This is a genomic window from Pseudomonas sp. J380, from assembly GCF_009827115.1.
Taxonomy (GTDB): Bacteria; Pseudomonadota; Gammaproteobacteria; order Pseudomonadales; family Pseudomonadaceae; genus Aquipseudomonas; species Aquipseudomonas paracarnis.
Genome location: NZ_CP043060.1, coordinates 6,171,408 through 6,187,440 on the forward strand (window position 1 = coordinate 6,171,408; position 16,033 = coordinate 6,187,440).

Here is a 16,033-nt window from a genome sequence, read left to right on the forward strand (position 1 = left end):
TCTAAGCGAGCTTCACATTCATGGTGATGTGGGCGGTGAAGACCTTGACGCCGCCCGCATCGAAGATCTCCACCGGCACGATCTTGTCTCCGGCGGTTTGCCAATCGATAGCGCTGCCATCGGCAACAGCGCGGATATCGGTTTTCGCCTTGGCCAGATATTCCACAGTCATGCCTTTGGGAATCCAGCGTGCGCCTGCGGGGATCGACGCGTCGGTCATCATGCCGCCGGCCAGTTCGGCGGCGTTGCACAGTGCGATGGCATGCACCGAGGCCAGGTGATTGGTGATTTCCTTGCGAAACGGCACGGTGACCACCGCATGGTTGGGTTTGAGCTCCGCGATCTCGGGAGTGATGGTGCTGAAGTAGGGTGCCATTTGGCACGCCAGGTTGCTGAATGCGGCGGGGCCTACGCTATTGAACATGCTCAGGGCTTGGCTCATCGGAATATCCTCAAGGGTCATTTACAGAATAATATTCTGTAACGGAACAATATTCTGTTGATTCCACGACTGTCAACCTGAGCTTTCTCTGCCGGTCGTTCAGCCTATAAACTGTTTTGATTTGGCGTTCCTCCATGCACTCCATCGATCTCATCGAGCGCACCTTCCCCGGCAGGCGCAGCGACCTCAAGCGCATCATCCTGCGCGAAGCACTGGCGTGTTTTAACGAGGTGGGCATCGAGGCGACCTCTATCGAAACCATTCGCGCGCGCTGCGACACCAGCGTGGGCGCTATCTATCACCACTTCGGCAATAAAGAAGGGTTGGTCGCTGCGCTGTTCTTTGCGGCGCTGGAGGACCAGGCCAGTCTGCGTGACCACTATCTGCAAGCAGCGGACACCGCCCACGCAGGCGTCGTCGGGCTGGTGTACAGCTACGTTGAATGGGTGACCGCACAGCCGGACTGGGCGCGGTTCGTGTTCCAAAGCCGTTTTGCCGTCTCCAGCGGGCCGTTCAAGGACGAGCTGCTTGCACGCAACAAACAGCGCAACCAGCAGTTGAAGGAATGGATGAGCGGGGAAGGGCGCAAGGAGCATTTCAGTCACTTGCCTGCCGAGCTGATCCCTTCGCTGATCATTGGCGCGGCGGAAAGTTACTCGCGTGCGTGGTTGTCGGCGAAGGTCAAAAAGAGTCCATTTGAATACCGCGAACTGCTGGCTGAAGCAGCGTGGAAGTCGATCAGCCTGGGTTAGTCAGTCCTCCATCCCCTGTGGGAGCTGTCGAGCTTCAGCGAGGGCTGCGATAGCGGTGCTTCAGGCGATGAGCCTTTCGGCAATGCCGCCATCTGATCAAATTCCGTCTAGGGCTATACTTGCCTCCTTCCAACCAATCGAGAACCCCATGAGCACGTCTCTTTCCCTGACGCCCGTGCGCAAGCCCGTCGCGCCACTGATTGCCTTTATCATCCTGGTGGCGGGCGCGCTGTTCCTGCAAAACATGGTCGGCGCACGCCAAGTGTTGCTGCTGGTGGTCGGTGCCGCGCTGGGCCTGACGCTGTATCACGCAGCCTTCGGTTTCACCTCGGCCTGGCGCGTGTTTATCAATGATCGGCGTGGCGCTGGCTTGCGTGCGCAGATGGTGATGCTGGCGGTGGCGGTGCTGTTGTTTTTCCCGGCGTTGGGCGCGGGCACTTTGTTCGGTCAGCCGGTCGTGGGGCTGGTGGCGCCGGCCGGTGTGTCGGTGGTGTTCGGGGCGTTCATCTTCGGGATCGGCATGCAGCTGGGTGGTGGTTGTGCGTCGGGTACTTTGTTCACCGTGGGCGGCGGTAATGCCCGGATGTTGGTGACGCTGCTGTTCTTTATCTGCGGCTCGTTGATCGCCACCCACCATGTCGACTGGTGGTTTGCACTGCCATCGTTCCCGGCGGTTTCCATTGTCAAAAGTTTCGGTGTGCTGCCGGCGCTGGTCTTGAGCCTGGCGGTGTTCGCGCTGATTGCAGTGGTGACAGTGCGCCTGGAAAAGCGCCGTCACGGCCAGCTTGAACAAGGCGTGCAAAGCGAGCACCAAGGGCTACGCCGCTTCCTGCGCGGACCCTGGCCGCTGGTGTGGGGCGCGATTGGCCTGGCGCTGCTCAACTACGCCACCCTCGCCCTGGCCGGACGGCCGTGGGGCATCACCTCGGCGTTCGCGCTGTGGGGCGCCAAGGTGGCGAGCGGGCTGGGCGTGGATGTCGCCAGTTGGGCATTCTGGCAGATGCCGGGCAATGCCAAGGCCCTGGCTGCACCGGTGTGGGAAGACATCACCAGCGTCATGGACATCGGCATTGTCCTCGGCGCGTTGCTGGCCGCAGGCCTGGCCGGGCGTTTCGCGCCCAGCCTGAATATTCCAGCGCGCTCGTTGATCGCGGCTGTGATCGGCGGCCTGATGCTTGGCTACGGTTCGCGCCTGGCCTATGGCTGCAACATCGGCGCGTACTTCAGTGGCATCGCCTCGGGCAGCCTGCATGGCTGGGTGTGGCTGGTGGCGGCCTTTATCGGTAACGGCGTGGGCGTGCGCCTGCGGCCCTTCTTCTTTGCGGGCGAACGGCCCCAGGTGGCCTTGAGTGGCTGCTGAGCAGTCCACCCACATTCGCCTGGCGCGCGCGCAAGATGCCGGTTTGTTGCCCGCCATCGAGCAGTGCGCAGCCCAGGCATTTCGCGCAATCGAAGGGCTGGCTTGGCTGGCGGATGCGGCGTCGATCAGCATCGAACGCCATCGGCAATGGATCGCGCTATCGACCTGTTGGGTGGTGGTTGATGACCACGATCACCCTCAAGGCTTCCTCAGCGCAGAACGCTTTGGCGACGACCTGCATATCCATGAAGTGTCGGTTGCCCAGCCGCTGCAAGGCCAGGGCTGGGGGCGCAGATTGGTGGAAACGGCGATAGAGCATGCCCGCGCCCAACACCTGCGTGCGGTGACGCTGACCACCTTCAAGCATGTACCCTGGAATGCTCCGTTCTACCGGCGCCTGGGCTTTGCAATTCACGTCGATCCGCGTCTGGAAACGATCCTGACGGATGAATACGCCCATGGCTTCGAACCCGGCAGCCGTTGTGCCATGGCGTGCCCGGTGATATGTCCGAATCCGTCCTGAAGTAGTCTGCCTTGCGTCTGTCGCGCACTGTGGGTGGTCCTTACCATGGCGTGCATCGTTTACCCACTGATGCAAGCCACAAGGACCGTCCATGACCCATAAAGCCCTGATCGTGATCGACGCGCAACATTCCTTCCGCCATTCAACCTACTGGTCCGAAAATGACCTGCCCGACTACCTGGAAAAACAGCAGGCGCTCATCGATGGTTGTGTTCAGCGGGGCATCCCGGTGATACAAGTCTTCCATGTTGAAGACCAGGGGCATTTCTCCATGCAATCGGGCAACGTCAGGGCATTGAGCGAGCTGTCGATCAAGCCGCAACTGGTGATCCATAAGCGCTACCACAGTGCTTTGGCCGGTACGCCACTGGCCGCTCGGTTGGTGGAAATGGGCGTCACCACGCTGATCATCAGCGGCATCCGCACTGAGCAATGCTGCGAGACCACAACGCGGCAGGCTGCGGACAGCGGCTTCAAGGTGGATTTTGTCAGCGAGGCGACGTTGACCTTCCCGATGACCCACGTGCTTAGCGGCCGGGTCTATACGCCGGCTGAGATTCGCGAACGCACGGAGTTGGTCCTCGATGACCGCTTCGCCCGCATCGTAACGGTCGCCCAGGCACTGGCGGAGTGAAGCGGTGAGCGTACCGGTGCTGTTCGTGCTATTGCCAAACGTGCTGATGCTCGACCTGGCCGGGCCTGCCGAAGTACTGCGCCTGGCCGCGCAGGTCGACGACCCGGCGGCGGTGGATTTCGACTTGCAATACGTCAGCCCGGTGGCAACGCTGCACACCTCCATCGGCTTGCCGCTGATGGGGCTGGCGCCGCTGCCGCCGACCCTGGCCCCCGGTACGCTGGTGGTGTTGGTGGGCTCCACGATGAACGTGTCGAAAGCCCACCAAAAGGCCTTCGAATCGGCCAGCCATCAGCTCACCCAGTGGCTGCAAAACGTCGTCGCGCCCTCGGCCGAGCGTCTGGTGTGCGTGTGCGCCGGCGCATTGAGTGCCGCCAGGGCCGGGCTGCTCGATGGGCGCCAATGCACCACGCACCATTCTCTGTGCGCCACCCTGCAGGCCCTCGCCCCCAAGGCCCGGGTGCTGGAAAACCGTCTGTACGTCACCGATGGCCCTGTGAGTTGCAGCGCCGGTATTACAGCGGGTATCGATCTAATGTTGCACCTGGTTGCCGAACTGGCGGGGCCACGCTTGGCGTGCGCGGTGGCGCGAGACATGGTGGTGTACCTGCGCCGCAGCGGCAGCGACCCGCAGTTGTCGCCCTGGATAACCGGGCGTAATCACCTGCACCCGGCGGTGCATCGTGTGCAAGACGCCATCGCCGCCGCGCCCTGTGAAACCTGGACGGTCACCCGTATGGCGGCCCTGGCCTGTACCGGCAGTCGCCACCTGGCGCGCTTGTTTCAGGAGCATGTCGGCACCAGCCCGCTGGACTATCTGCATCGCCTGCGCCTGGCTGTAGCCCGCGAACTGCTGGCCGAGTCGGCCCTGGACATTGAAACCGTCGCCGAGCGCGCAGGCTTCGGTTCGGCGCGGCATCTGCGGCGTATCTGGGGTAAGTATGAAGCGGCCACCCCTTCAGCCATGCGCCTTACTCAGCAGGCGTCTCGGGGGGCGTAACCGGGTTCTGGCCAGCCTCGGTTTCCAGCTTCAAACGGTCGGCCTTGCTGATGTATCTGTCTTTGCTTTTTGGCGCCAGCTTGGCACTGGCCTTTTTCGCTTTGGCTTTGAAGAGCTGCTGGAGTTTTTTCTGGCGGTTCATGTCGCGGTGCCTGAGAGGGAAAGGCGCGGATGATACCAGTTTCAACAAATGTAACCGGGCGCTGGGTTAATACCAGTCAGTTAAGGCAGAGCCGGTAACTGTGGCGAGGGAGCTTGCTCCCGCTGGGCTGCGTAGCGGCCCCAAAAAAGCTGGGAGCGCTTCGCACTCCAGCGGGAGCAAGCTCCCTCGCCACGGGCTCAGCGCGCCAGGAACTGGGTGATCAGCGTGGTTATCTGCTGCTGGATCACGGGCCGTGGCCGCGCGCCTTCGCCGTCCTGGCAAATGATGCTGTCGCCGGGCACATCAGCGTCAAGCACCGCTGCCGCCCCCGGTTTGCACTGGGACATAAAACTGAAGTGGTTGGCGTCCTGGATCTCCACATACTGAGTCGACATTTTTGGCAGCCGCTTGGCCATGTCAGCCGATTCCATTTGCGCCGGCAAATCCGCTGACGGCACACCGGCAGCGATTACCAACGCCGGCACCGGCAATGCCGCTAGGCTCGCATCGGTAAAGCCGCGCGACAGGCCCAAGTCCAGAGACACCACAGCGGTCACGCGCTTGTCGCTCAAGTCCGCGGCCACTTGAGCCTTCCCGCTCGGCGTACCTTCAGGGTTCATCTCACGGTAAGCCTTGCACGCCACCAACGTCGGATGGGCGTCGCAGTCCCGGGCAAACAACGCCGGGTCAAAACGCGCCCCCGCGCTCTCCATGACCGTCCAGCCCCCCAGGGAATGGCCTATCACCGCGATCCGGCCACTATCCGCCGCGCCAAATGGCGTGGCCTGCGCCAGCAGCGCATCAATGGCCCGGCTCAAATCCTTGGGCCGTTGCCACAACTGCGCGGCGGCTTGCGCGCTGCGATCCTGGCTGGTGGTGCCAGGGTGATTCACTGCCGCCACGATATACCCCTGCCGGGCCAGCGCACTGGCCAACCACGCCTGCTTGCCCCAATTGCCACCGTAGCCGTGGGAGAGCACCACCACCGGATGTTTACCGGGCGTCGGTGCGGCATCAGGCACCGCAAGCACACCGATGAACACCAGGTTGTCAGCGATCAGCTTGGGTTGGGCGGTGCTGGTGGAGGGGTACCACACGGCCATTTCCAGTGGGCGAATGTTGTGAGTGTCAGGGATGGTGGTGGTTTGGAAACCGATGGGGTCGTTGGCGAGTGCAGGCCCAGTCAGGCTGATCAGGAGCAGGGCGGCGAGGGGGGCTTTCATTGTTTTTATCGTCCTTGAAATGAAGGACGCAGCATGACCTGAAACGAGCGGTTCAGGTAGAGGGGAGGCGGTCACCCGCCCCCCCAATAATCAATCAGCTCCTTATAAACGCCAGCAAATCCGCATTAATCGTATCGGCATGGGTAGTAGGCATGCCATGCGGGAAGCCCGGGTAGATTTTCAGCGTGCTGTTTTTCAACAATTTGGCGGACAGCACCCCGGCATTTTCATGGGGGACGATCTGATCATCGTCGCCATGCATGACCAATACGGGAATCTGGATGCTCTTCAGGTCTTCGGTGAAATCGGTCTGGGAAAACGCCACGATCCCGTCATAGTGCGCCTTGGCACAGCCCATCATGCCTTGCCGCCACCAGTTCAGGATGATGCCCTCGGACGGCTTGGCGCCTGGGCGGTTATAGCCGTAGAAAGGTCCGGCGGGAACGTCCTGATAGAACTGTGCGCGGTTGGCTTTCAGTTGCGCCTGCAAGTCGTCGAACACTGACTTGGGCAGGCCACCAGGATTGCTCGGGGTCTGGACCATCAAAGGAGGGACGGCACTAATGATGGCGGCCTTCGAGACGCGCTCTTCACCGTGGCGGGCGATGTAATGAACCACTTCACCGCCGCCGGTGGAGTGACCGACATGCACCGCAGTTTGTATACCCAGGTGCTCGACCACCGCCGCAACGTCGTCGGCATAGTGGTCCATATCGTGCCCGTCCCAGACCTGGCTGGAACGCCCGTGGCCACGCCGGTCGTGGGCAACGACCCGGTAACCTTCGCCCAGGAAAAACAGCATTTGCGCGTCCCAATCATCTGCGCTCAGTGGCCAGCCATGATGGAAGAAAATGACCTGGGCATCGCGTGGGCCCCAGTCCTTGTAGAAAATTTCAACACCGTCTCGCGTGGTGACGTAGCCCATGTTCGCCTCTCCCAAATGAAATGATGGCCTGATCGAATCGCGATCATGGCGCTGGATTGACCCACTGCGGCCCATGCGTGTCTGGCAAGCGCGCCGCCTACCAATTGCCGCCTTGGCCGCCCAATGACTTTAGGTTTAAAGTCAACTTTAAGGTCAATGGTTTTTTGTGGGTGGTACATGAGAATAGGCGAGTTGGCAAAAATCAGCGGGTTGGCGGCCTCACGCATCCGCTTCTACGAGGCGAGCGGTCTGATCCAATCGGTTGAGCGTAAATCCAACGGCTATCGGGACTATACGCCCGGCACCGAGGCGGTGTTGGAGATCATCAAGGGTGCCCAGGCAGCCGGTTTCTCTCTGGAAGAAATCCGGCAGTTAATGCCCCGCAGTGCCGGTGGTTGGCAGCATGACGAGCTGCTCAGCGGGCTCAAGCACAAGGTCGAGGAAATCGAGGTTCTGCAACAACGGCTGGCCCAGAACAAGGCGCAGTTGCTGAACGTCATCAAGGGCATCGAAGGCAAGCCCGAGGGCATGGCCTGTGCCGAGAATGCGCAGATGCTGATAAACCGTCTGCGCGAGGAAGGGGGCGCTCCAGCCTCATCCACAAAAAAAAGCGCCCGCCGGGCCCCGAGGGCCTGACCGGCGCACGAGGTTCAGCGTTCGCCAATCAGGTTGACGAGCGGCTCTGGCGCATAGAGTGCGCTCTGGAACTCGGGTACGTATTCGTACTTCACCATTTTCCCCAGCTTGAGGTCGCGCAGGTAATCGGACAGGCTGCCATCGCCTAGCGTGAGGGTGGCTGAGTCTGCGTCACGGCTGGAGCCATGGCTGAGCTGGCGGGAAACCGCATACCCATAGGCCAGTTGGCCGTGGTGATCGAGATTGGTGAAACTGCTGGTGACCAGGTCCATATCACGGGACAGCTTCTCAAGCTTTTTAGCCTTGAACGACACGTCCAGTTTGCCGGTCTTGCTATCGGTAATGTCATACACCACCGAGTGCCCATCCTCTTTGCGATCAATGCCGGTCAGCCATTTCGGCAGGTTGTAACCGACCACCCCGCGCACCCGCGCCAGCTCGGTATTCACCGGCAGCTTGAGCACATAGCCCCAAAAGTCCTGCGACATCGACTGGCCCACCAGCGTAAAGGGGCCCAGGTTGGCTTTGCCAGGTTTGTTCGTGATGATCGACACGGCGACTTCGTTATAGGCGTCGTTATCGCAATGCTCATAGGTGTACGCAGTAAACGCGATCAGCCCGCGACCCGGCCAGACTTGCAAGGGCTGCACGGCGGCCAGTACCTGCGGTGGCATCAACGCCCGAAGCTTATCGATGTCGGCTGTATAGACTGCTGTTACCCGACTGTTCTGGTAGTAAAAATTGGGCGAGTAGGATTCAAAACCGATGTCGACCTTGTGCTTTTGCAACCCTTTGAACCAGCTTAAATCAACCCCGGGTAATTCTGCTGCAACCACCGACAACGGCGGGTTGGAGCGAAAGCGGTCGTACAAGCCACCCTTGACGACGGGCACCTGCTGGCCGGCGATATCGATGTGGGTTGTGTCGTTGGGGCTGGGCATCTCGGGCGTTCCGGCCAACGCAAGGTTGGCAAAAGGGGTGAGCAGCAATCCGGTTAAAATGGCGCTTGGAATGTTCAATCGGTTTTCTCCAGAGAGGGGCTAGGCGCTATCGTTCGTGGGACAGCTCGGTTATTACGGCGAGTGCGACGGCCTTGGGCGATTGCGGGTTCTGGCCCGTGATCAGGCGGCCATCGGTGATGACAAATGAGGTGAACGGCACCCAGCCCTTGCGGTAACGCGCCCCTTGGCTCAGCAGCCGGTCTTCAAGCAAGAACGGCACCTCACGCTTCATGCCCGATAGCAGTTCTTCGCGATTGGAGAAGCCGGTGATGTTTTTGCCCTTGATGATCGCGTTGCCCTGTTCATCCTTCAGATCCAGCAGGCCCGCCACACCGTGGCACACGGCCGAGACGATGCCGCCCTGGTTGTAAATGGTTTGGGCGACACGTTGCAGGTCGAGGTTGCCAGGGAAGTCCCACATGACACCGTGGCCGCCGGTGAAGTAGATCGCGCGAAATTGCGACGGATCGACATTGGCGATGGGCAGCGTGTTTTGCAGCCGGGCGCGAAAGGCCGGGGACTGCAACTGTTCACGCGCCGCCTTATCCATGTACAGCCAACCGAGGCTGCGCTCGTCCAGAGGCACAGCACCTCCTTTGGGGCTGGCAAATACCGTCGTGTAGCCAGCCGCTTCCACGACCTCGGTGAAATGCGTCAGCTCTGTCAGCCACAGGCCCGTGGTATCGAGCCTTGAGGGGTAGCTGGCGTGGTTGGTCATGATCACCAGGATCTGGCGATTGTTTGCAGCGGCCGTGGAAGGGCCGGGTTCAGCCTGTGCAAATGTCATAAGCGCGCCACCTATCGCTACCAACGCAAAAGAAATAAGGGTTTTGAGCATGATCCAGGGTCCAGTAATCCTGTCGGTTGGTGCATGCTCACCTTAAACCTCGCTTTAAGGTCAACCCTTGCTTTGGCAAAAAAAAACCGAGTCGTCTTGGGGCGCGACGGCTCGGCTTTTTTTGGGCGTGTTGAACGTTTAGCCAGCTGCTACAGCCGCCTCGCGCTCCATCAACTTATCGACCAACAACATTCCCAGCTCACTTAACTGATGAATCGCCAACGCGACGTCGCGCTGTTTACCGGTCAGTTCATCCGACAGGTCGAGCAGCAGGGCGGTTACTGAGGAAAAGGTTTCATAGCTATTGGCGACGAGCATTTCATTGCTGGCATCGTCGGCAACGCTGAACAGCGGTGTCGAGGGTGGAGGAGAGGGTTCGGCGTTGGGGTTGAGGGCGTGATCGATCGCACGACGGGCTGCCTGATCAAGCTTCAGGTTTGGATCGTTTGGAGGGTTTGGGGTGACTTTGTACATATGCGTAATTCCTGAATGGGGCCGACACCGTTTCGCTACTAAACGAAAGGGTGGCAGCTGTACGCAGGTTAGTAGACCGGGGAATTACACAAAGCCGGCGCGCCCGAAGGCGCCCTACGCACAGCCACCATCAGGCACAGACAGGAACGTCTGATAGATGAAGCTCATGCACTAAATGTAATTGACCCTCGGGCTACTAAACCCGATCACTGAGTTGTCAGCGACCGAGCCACCTTAGAGACGCCCATCCAAGCGCACAAGCCGGCGGATTCTGACGCAACTGTAGGCAATGGAGCAAGGTGGTGCAGCTTGCTGTAGGACGGGTCTACATCAACGCCGGCCCACTCACTCACTCCCTGTAGGAGCGAGCTTGCTCGCGAAAAACCATAGGCGCCGCGTTCATTCTGGATGAACACATTATCTTTACGTTCTTCGCGAGCAAGCTGAACTGGCCTAATGCTCCCGGACACCTCTTAAGGGCGATATGATTCGCCCAATCAGGAGGTTTCCATGCAAGAGCGAAAGACCTACACCCGCGAGTTCAAGCAACGTGCTGCAAGCATGGTTCTTGATGATAATTGCTCAGTTCCCGACGTATGTGCATCGATGGAAGTTGGCCCTACGGCTCTGCGCCGCTGGGTTGATCAGGTTCGTAAAGAACGCCTGAAAGGGCAGCCAGTGGTTGGTACCAAGGCAATCAGCGAAGAACAGCGAGAGCTGCAGCAGCTGCGAGCCAAGATCAAGCGTCTGGAGACCGAGGCTGAAATCTTAAAAAAGGCTACGGCTCTCTTGATGTCGGATCCCGATCGTTTTTCCTGATCGAGGAACTGAGAGAGTCGAGTTCATATCCGACCTGCCTGCTTTGCAGTGCGCTGGGCGTTTCCCGTAGCGCGTTTTATGACTGGCTTAAGCGTCGCTCAGCGCCGAATACCAAGCGTGACGCACTCAGAGCAAAAGTCGTGCAACTGCATGACGAAAGCCGGGGAAGTTCAGGCGCGCGGATGATCTCTCAGCACTTGAAGGCCCAGCAGATCAAGGTGGGACGGCATCTGGCCGGAAAACTCATGGCGGAGGCAAATCTGGCCAGCAGGCAGCGCCGCCGCCATCAGTATCGCTCTAGAGGAGTCGAAGCATTTGTGGCCAAGAACTTGCTCGAGCGTAACTTCGAGCCAGCCGCAATTAATCAGGTCTGGTGCGGCGACGTTACCAGCCTGATGGTTGGTAAACGCTGGTATCACTTGGCAGCGGTCATTGATCTGTTCGCCCGCCGAATCATTGGCTGGGCGTTTTCCCTGATCAATGACGCCGACCTGGTTAGCAAGGCGCTGAGAATGGCGGTGGAGGTTCGAGGCAAACATGCAGGCTTGATCTTTCATTCGGATCAAGGCTGCCAATACACCAGCCAGCGCTTTCAGTCTGAGCTGCTGGAACATGGGATAACGCAAAGCATGAGCCGCAGGGGGCAGTGCTGGGACAACGCGCCAACAGAGCGTTTCTTCGGGACGCTCAAGTCAGAGTGGGTGCCCACCAAGGGTTATACGACAGTTGAAGAAGCCAGGCAGGATATGACCAGCTTCTTCATGCGATACAATCGAATCAGGCTCCACAGCTACAACAACTACCTGTCGCCAATAGCCATGGAGCAAAAAGCGGCATAAACACCGTAATCGGTGTCCGGGATTACTTGACCAGTTCAAGCTCGCTCCTACAGAGAGGATGCCTCAGTCGCGACGCAACGTTTCGGTCTTGAGGACACAAGCGCTAATAGTATTGCTCGGCTGCCTGCGCGGCGGCTGGACTAGGATTTTTTCTGGCGGTGCACACCGACATTAAAAATTCACTGGCATCTACAAGGAGTAGCCAGTAGGCTACATTTGAATCTGTGACCAATACGATCGGCAGGACGCCCGAGTTCGATACATGGCTCGACGGTATGAAGGATGTGTGGGGTAAGACGGCTGTACTGATCCGCCTGGATCGAGCCGAAGAAAACAATTTTGGCGATTGCCAGCCTGTAGGCGATGGCATGAGTGAAATGCGTGTGTTTGTCGGGCCCGGCTACAGGATTTACTTTGTGCGCACGGGCATCACCGCTTACCTGATGCTGTGGGGAGGCGATAAAACCGACCAGAAACGAGGAATCAAGCGGGCAAAAGAGATTCTCGATGCCCTGAGAGGTCAATGACATGAGTAAGTCGACATTCAAACCAGAGGACATGCCGATCCTCGAGCTGGATACATCCGGCACCAGCGCCTATGAGGCTTCACGTTTCCTTGATAGCCCGCAAACCATCAGTGCCTATCTTGCGCAAAGCATGGCGTGCCATGACCCGCAAGTCCTTATGAAGGCGCTGGCCGAGGTTGCCAAGGCCCAGGGAGTGAACAAGGTTGCCGAAGCGGCGGGGGTGAATCGGGAGAGTCTGTATAAAACCCTGAAAGGCGGCTCAAAGACGCGTTATGAGACGGTCCAGAAGCTGATGCTGGCATTGGGGGTGGAACTGACGGTGCGACCGATTACCGCGACTACCGCTAAAAAAACGGCTGTCATCGGCAAAACCTGATGGACCAAACAGAGGACGGTTTTGATGAAAATAGATACGTCCCTTTTTTTCGACAGAGCGCCCATCCCTTACGAAGGGGATAAAGCCATTTACGAGAGAAGCGTGTTGATATGCGCCTGGTCTTGTAGGAAATCGACCTCTAGTAGCGTAAGGCTTCCTCTATAATACTGGTTGTATATCCAGTATTTGCGGGTCTGCGCGCTCACGAAACGAAAATGAGTGAAAAATGGGCCTGTGGCAAAAAAAAGCCACTCCGTTAGGTTGAGGTCCTCTCCTTCAAGAAAGGAGAGTTCTTAATCAAGTGAATGGAGTCACAACATGAACAAACCACAAACCCAGACACCTCTTCGCCATGGTCGTGTCACATCCCCTTCCAGCCGTGGCGCAGTTGCCGTGGATCTTGGCCTGCTGGAAACCTGGCAGGTCAACGAAATGGAAGGCGGCAAGAACTTCCCGGCACTGACGGCCGGTCCGTTCCCGGCGCCTTATCAAACCGACAGTGACAGCGTCACCCCACCCGCCGACGGCGTCATCCTCAGCGGTGGCAAGACCGATGCCCGTGACTGCATCAACTTCACCCACGAGGAAATGGCCAAGAAACTTGGCCGCGCCTTCACCTGGCCGTTGCTCAATGTCGAGTCGGGTCAGACCTTCAAGGTCACCTGGGCATACACCGCGCCGCACACCACCCGTGGCTATCGCTGGCTGATCACCAAGGATGGCTGGGATCCGAAACAGCGCATCACCCGCGCGCAACTGGAAACCCAGCCGTTCGCTGAAGACTTCTATGCCCAGGTGCCGTACTACAGCCATGCAGGCGAACTGAAGGCCAAGGTCAATCATGAAGTGAAACTGCCGGCCAACAAGAAGGGCCAGCATGTGATCGTATTGATGTGGATCGTCGCCAACACCGGCAACGCCTTCTATCAAGCCTTCGACGTGGACTTCAAATAAGCCCGCGCCGTTAAACCCACACGTTCTGAAGGATTAGAACATGTCAAAGATTGACTTTACCTCACTGCAATCGCCGCTCAACGATGCCGCTTCGCTGATGCCGAGCATTGCCGGCAAAAAGATCCTCATGGGCTTCTGGCACAACTGGCCTGCCGGCCCGAGCGACGGCTACCAGCGTGGCCAATTCGCCAATATGAGCCTGGTGGATGTGCCAAAGGATTACAACGTGGTGGCCGTGGCCTTCATGAAGGGCAACGGTATCCCAACCTTCACCCCGTACAAGCTGTCCGACGCCGAGTTCCGTCGCCAGGTGGGTGTGCTGAACAGCCAGGGCAGGGCGGTGCTGATTTCCCTTGGCGGCGCCGATGCACACATCGAACTGCATAAAGGCAACGAACAGCTACTGGCCAGCGAAATTATCCGCCTGGTGGAAACCTATGGCTTTGATGGCCTGGATATCGATCTTGAACAGAGCGCGATTGATTTCGCCGACAACAAGACTGTCCTGCCCGCCGCCTTGAAGCTGGTCAAGGACCACTACGCAGGTCAAGGCAAACACTTCATCATCAGCATGGCGCCGGAGTTTCCGTACCTCACCACCGCCGGCAAATACGTCGGTTACATCCAGGCGCTGGAAGGCTATTACGACTTCATCGCCCCGCAGTATTACAACCAGGGGGGCGACGGCATCTGGGTGCAGGAGGTCAACAATGGCAACGGCGCCTGGATTGCCCAGAACAACGACGCAATGAAAGAGGACTTTCTGTTTTACCTGACCGAAAGTCTGGTGAGCGGAACGCGCGGGTTTACCAAAATCCCGGCAGACAAGTTCGTCATTGGCCTGCCCGCGAACGTCGATGCGGCTGCCACCGGTTATGTGATCAACCCGACAGCCGTGACCAATACATTCAAGCGTTTGCACGACAAAGGATTGTCGATCAAGGGCCTGATGACCTGGTCGGTGAATTGGGACAACGGGATCAACAAAGACCATGTGCCCTACAACTGGGAGTTCAGCCGCCGTTATGGGCCGATGATCAATGGCACTGATCTCGCTGGCCTGGAGCAGGAAGAGGCGGATCTGGAGATCGCCAATCGGCAGTAGCGCAAAAGGGGCCTCTGGCAGACGTGCCAGAGGTCAAACAGCTAAGCTTCTGATCTGACTAAAATCCGATGCCTGTTTGGGCATCGGATTTTTTGCGTCACGCTCAAATTGCGCTGAGCATTCCTAAAGCCGATTTACCGCACCAGACAAGGCCGCTTGTTATCAAAGCCCCAACCTGGGATCAGAAACTGCATCGCCACACTGTCATCCCGGGCTCCAAGGCCCATGCCTTTGTACAGTTCATGAGCCTTGGCCACCGCGTCCATATCGATATCCACACCCAGGCCAGGCTTGGCCGGCACCTTCACATAGCCCCCTTCAATCTTCAACGGCTCCCGCGTCAGGCGCTGGCCGTCCTGCCAGATCCAGTGGGTGTCGATGGCGGTGATCTCGCCCGGTGCGGCCGCCGCCACCTGGGTGAACATTGCCAGGGAAATATCAAAGTGGTTGTTGGAATGCGAGCCCCAGGTCAGGCCCCACTCGTTGCACATTTGCGCGACGCGCACCGAGCCCTGCATGGTCCAGAAGTGCGGGTCGGCGAGGGGAATGTCCACCGATTGCAACTGGATGGCGTGGCCCATTTCGCGCCAGTCGGTGGCGATCATGTTGGTGGCGGTTTTAAGGCCCGTGGCGCGGCGGAATTCGGCCATGACTTCGCGGCCCGAGTAGCCGTTTTCTGCGCCGCACGGGTCTTCGGCGTAGGCCAGCACATGATGCTGGTCGCGGCACAGACGGATGGCTTCTTTCAGCGACCATGCGCCGTTGGGGTCAAGGGTGATGCGCGCATCGGGAAAACGCTCGGCCAGCGCGGTGACGGCTTCGATTTCCGCGTCGCCGCTCAATACGCCACCCTTGAGCTTGAAATCGTTGAAGCCATATTTGGCCTTGGCCGCTTCGGCCAGGCGCACTACCGCGTCGGCGGTCAGGGCTGTTTCATGGCGCAGGCGGAACCACTCATCATCGGCGTCGGCCTCGTTGCGGTAGGCCAGGTCGGTGGCGTTGCGATCCCCCACATAGAACAGGTAGCCGAGCATCTTCACCGCATCGCGTTGCTGGCCTTCGCCAAGCAAGGCGGCCACCGGCACCTCAAGAAATTGGCCAAGCAAATCGAGCAGCGCGGCCTCCATGGCGGTGACGGCGTGGATGGTGATGCGCAGGTCGAAGGTCTGCAGGCCGCGGCCCGCGCTGTCTCGAGACGCAAAGGTACTGCGCATCTGGTTGAGAACGCGCTGGTACTGGCCAATCGGCTGGTCGATCACCAGGCTGCGGGCATCCTCCAGGGTTTGGCGAATGCGCTCGCCGCCGGGTACTTCGCCCACGCCAGTGTTGCCGCTGCTGTCCTTGAGGATGACGATATTGCGCGTGAAGTAGGGGCCGTGGGCGCCGCTGAGGTTCAGCAACATGCTGTCGTGGCCGGCGACGGGGATGACTTGGAAATGAGTAACGACAGGGGTATTCATGGC

The 16,033-nt window shown here is 59.1% G+C and carries 19 protein-coding genes and 1 pseudogene; 12 read left to right on the top strand and 8 right to left on the bottom strand.

Going from position 1 to position 16,033, the window contains the following annotated elements; translation table 11 throughout:
• Position 1: 1 nt before the first annotated feature.
• Positions 2 to 442: a hotdog fold domain-containing protein gene (locus FXO12_RS28205; protein ID WP_003192702.1), complete on the bottom strand. Its 441-nt coding sequence runs from the start codon at positions 440 to 442 to the stop codon at positions 2 to 4.
• A 134-nt stretch (positions 443 to 576) separates the two neighbouring features.
• Between FXO12_RS28205 and FXO12_RS28210 the strand changes: the two genes are divergently transcribed.
• The 5 genes from FXO12_RS28210 (at position 577) to FXO12_RS28230 (ending at position 4,711) form a co-directional block, all read left to right on the top strand.
• A complete protein-coding gene (locus tag FXO12_RS28210; protein ID WP_054921569.1) occupies positions 577 to 1,194 on the top strand; it encodes a TetR/AcrR family transcriptional regulator in 618 nt (205 codons plus the stop codon).
• Between the two features lie 148 nt (positions 1,195 to 1,342).
• Positions 1,343 to 2,554 (top strand): YeeE/YedE family protein, encoded by a 1,212-nt coding sequence (locus FXO12_RS28215; protein ID WP_057977048.1) that lies wholly within the window; start codon positions 1,343 to 1,345, stop codon positions 2,552 to 2,554.
• Positions 2,544 to 3,077 (top strand): GNAT family N-acetyltransferase, encoded by a 534-nt coding sequence (locus FXO12_RS28220; protein ID WP_057977050.1) that lies wholly within the window; start codon positions 2,544 to 2,546, stop codon positions 3,075 to 3,077. The genes FXO12_RS28215 and FXO12_RS28220 overlap by 11 nt, the downstream gene beginning before the upstream one ends.
• 91 nt (positions 3,078 to 3,168) lie before the next feature.
• Complete coding sequence (locus tag FXO12_RS28225; protein ID WP_057977052.1) at positions 3,169 to 3,711, top strand: cysteine hydrolase family protein; 543 nt, start codon at positions 3,169 to 3,171, stop codon at positions 3,709 to 3,711.
• 4 nt (positions 3,712 to 3,715) lie between these two features.
• Complete coding sequence (locus FXO12_RS28230) at positions 3,716 to 4,711, top strand: GlxA family transcriptional regulator (RefSeq protein ID WP_057977053.1); 996 nt, start codon at positions 3,716 to 3,718, stop codon at positions 4,709 to 4,711.
• Here the strand turns inward: FXO12_RS28230 and FXO12_RS28235 are convergent.
• The 3 genes from FXO12_RS28235 to FXO12_RS28245 form a co-directional block, all read right to left on the bottom strand.
• A complete protein-coding gene (locus tag FXO12_RS28235) occupies positions 4,683 to 4,853 on the bottom strand; it encodes a DUF2986 domain-containing protein (protein ID WP_082631554.1) in 171 nt (56 codons plus the stop codon). The two genes, FXO12_RS28230 and FXO12_RS28235, sit on opposite strands and share 29 nt — an antisense overlap.
• A gap of 197 nt (positions 4,854 to 5,050) precedes the next feature.
• Entirely contained in the window at positions 5,051 to 6,076 is a 1,026-nt protein-coding gene (locus FXO12_RS28240; protein ID WP_054896298.1) for an alpha/beta fold hydrolase, read from the bottom strand.
• Between the two features lie 94 nt (positions 6,077 to 6,170).
• Entirely contained in the window at positions 6,171 to 7,001 is an 831-nt protein-coding gene (locus FXO12_RS28245) for an alpha/beta fold hydrolase (RefSeq protein ID WP_032896079.1), read from the bottom strand.
• 177 nt (positions 7,002 to 7,178) lie between these two features.
• On the opposite strand from FXO12_RS28245, the gene FXO12_RS28250 reads away from it, so the two are divergent.
• Entirely contained in the window at positions 7,179 to 7,637 is a 459-nt protein-coding gene (locus FXO12_RS28250; RefSeq protein ID WP_034126375.1) for a MerR family transcriptional regulator, read from the top strand.
• Positions 7,638 to 7,651: 14 nt separating this feature from the next.
• Here the strand turns inward: FXO12_RS28250 and FXO12_RS28255 are convergent, their stop codons facing one another.
• The 3 genes from FXO12_RS28255 to FXO12_RS28265 all read right to left on the bottom strand — a co-directional run bounded on the left by FXO12_RS28255 (position 7,652) and on the right by FXO12_RS28265 (position 9,950).
• Positions 7,652 to 8,578, bottom strand: coding sequence for an acetoacetate decarboxylase family protein (locus tag FXO12_RS28255; protein ID WP_034126376.1), 927 nt, complete (start codon positions 8,576 to 8,578; stop codon positions 7,652 to 7,654).
• A 106-nt stretch (positions 8,579 to 8,684) separates the two neighbouring features.
• Positions 8,685 to 9,425, bottom strand: coding sequence for a type 1 glutamine amidotransferase domain-containing protein (locus tag FXO12_RS28260; protein WP_057977056.1), 741 nt, complete (start codon positions 9,423 to 9,425; stop codon positions 8,685 to 8,687).
• Between the two features lie 189 nt (positions 9,426 to 9,614).
• Complete coding sequence (locus tag FXO12_RS28265) at positions 9,615 to 9,950, bottom strand: DUF6124 family protein (RefSeq protein ID WP_032902107.1); 336 nt, start codon at positions 9,948 to 9,950, stop codon at positions 9,615 to 9,617.
• A gap of 510 nt (positions 9,951 to 10,460) precedes the next feature.
• Here FXO12_RS28265 and FXO12_RS29260 point away from each other — a divergent pair.
• From FXO12_RS29260 to FXO12_RS28290, 6 genes and pseudogenes are all read left to right on the top strand, one after another.
• Positions 10,461 to 10,769, top strand: coding sequence for a transposase (locus FXO12_RS29260; RefSeq protein WP_057978987.1), 309 nt, complete (start codon positions 10,461 to 10,463; stop codon positions 10,767 to 10,769).
• Between the two features lie 8 nt (positions 10,770 to 10,777).
• The gene (locus FXO12_RS28270) at positions 10,778 to 11,608 is read left to right on the top strand and encodes an IS3 family transposase (RefSeq protein WP_232458742.1); all 831 of its coding nucleotides are present in this window, start codon (positions 10,778 to 10,780) and stop codon (positions 11,606 to 11,608) included.
• Positions 11,609 to 11,832: 224 nt separating this feature from the next.
• Entirely contained in the window at positions 11,833 to 12,135 is a 303-nt protein-coding gene (locus FXO12_RS28275; protein ID WP_054896297.1) for a type II toxin-antitoxin system RelE/ParE family toxin, read from the top strand.
• A 1-nt stretch (position 12,136) separates the two neighbouring features.
• Entirely contained in the window at positions 12,137 to 12,511 is a 375-nt protein-coding gene (locus FXO12_RS28280) for an addiction module antidote protein (RefSeq protein WP_054896296.1), read from the top strand.
• Between the two features lie 318 nt (positions 12,512 to 12,829).
• Complete coding sequence (locus FXO12_RS28285; protein ID WP_057977538.1) at positions 12,830 to 13,465, top strand: lytic polysaccharide monooxygenase auxiliary activity family 9 protein; 636 nt, start codon at positions 12,830 to 12,832, stop codon at positions 13,463 to 13,465.
• Positions 13,466 to 13,505: 40 nt separating this feature from the next.
• A pseudogene (locus tag FXO12_RS28290) lies at positions 13,506 to 14,507 on the top strand (chitinase); the annotation flags it as partial.
• A gap of 197 nt (positions 14,508 to 14,704) precedes the next feature.
• On the opposite strand, the gene gudD reads toward FXO12_RS28290, so the two are convergent.
• Positions 14,705 to 16,030: a glucarate dehydratase gene (gene gudD, locus FXO12_RS28295; RefSeq protein ID WP_057977542.1), complete on the bottom strand. Its 1,326-nt coding sequence runs from the start codon at positions 16,028 to 16,030 to the stop codon at positions 14,705 to 14,707.
• Between the last annotated feature and the right edge of the window lie 3 nt (positions 16,031 to 16,033).

What these genes read in the sequence shown, in the direction of transcription:
- FXO12_RS28205 (WP_003192702.1), bottom strand. Translation starts at nt 442, where the DNA reads ATGAGCCAAGCCCTGAGCATGTTCAATAGCGTAGGCCCCGCCGCATTC.
- FXO12_RS28210 (WP_054921569.1), top strand. Translation starts at nt 577, where the DNA reads ATGCACTCCATCGATCTCATCGAGCGCACCTTCCCCGGCAGGCGCAGC.
- FXO12_RS28215 (WP_057977048.1), top strand. Translation starts at nt 1,343, where the DNA reads ATGAGCACGTCTCTTTCCCTGACGCCCGTGCGCAAGCCCGTCGCGCCA.
- FXO12_RS28225 (WP_057977052.1), top strand. Translation starts at nt 3,169, where the DNA reads ATGACCCATAAAGCCCTGATCGTGATCGACGCGCAACATTCCTTCCGC.
- FXO12_RS28235 (WP_082631554.1), bottom strand. Translation starts at nt 4,853, where the DNA reads ATGAACCGCCAGAAAAAACTCCAGCAGCTCTTCAAAGCCAAAGCGAAA.
- FXO12_RS28240 (WP_054896298.1), bottom strand. Translation starts at nt 6,076, where the DNA reads ATGAAAGCCCCCCTCGCCGCCCTGCTCCTGATCAGCCTGACTGGGCCT.
- FXO12_RS28245 (WP_032896079.1), bottom strand. Translation starts at nt 7,001, where the DNA reads ATGGGCTACGTCACCACGCGAGACGGTGTTGAAATTTTCTACAAGGAC.
- FXO12_RS28250 (WP_034126375.1), top strand. Translation starts at nt 7,179, where the DNA reads ATGAGAATAGGCGAGTTGGCAAAAATCAGCGGGTTGGCGGCCTCACGC.
- FXO12_RS28255 (WP_034126376.1), bottom strand. Translation starts at nt 8,578, where the DNA reads ATGCCCAGCCCCAACGACACAACCCACATCGATATCGCCGGCCAGCAG.
- FXO12_RS28260 (WP_057977056.1), bottom strand. Translation starts at nt 9,425, where the DNA reads ATGACATTTGCACAGGCTGAACCCGGCCCTTCCACGGCCGCTGCAAAC.
- FXO12_RS28265 (WP_032902107.1), bottom strand. Translation starts at nt 9,950, where the DNA reads ATGTACAAAGTCACCCCAAACCCTCCAAACGATCCAAACCTGAAGCTT.
- FXO12_RS29260 (WP_057978987.1), top strand. Translation starts at nt 10,461, where the DNA reads ATGCAAGAGCGAAAGACCTACACCCGCGAGTTCAAGCAACGTGCTGCA.
- FXO12_RS28280 (WP_054896296.1), top strand. Translation starts at nt 12,137, where the DNA reads ATGAGTAAGTCGACATTCAAACCAGAGGACATGCCGATCCTCGAGCTG.
- FXO12_RS28285 (WP_057977538.1), top strand. Translation starts at nt 12,830, where the DNA reads ATGAACAAACCACAAACCCAGACACCTCTTCGCCATGGTCGTGTCACA.
- gudD (WP_057977542.1), bottom strand. Translation starts at nt 16,030, where the DNA reads ATGAATACCCCTGTCGTTACTCATTTCCAAGTCATCCCCGTCGCCGGC.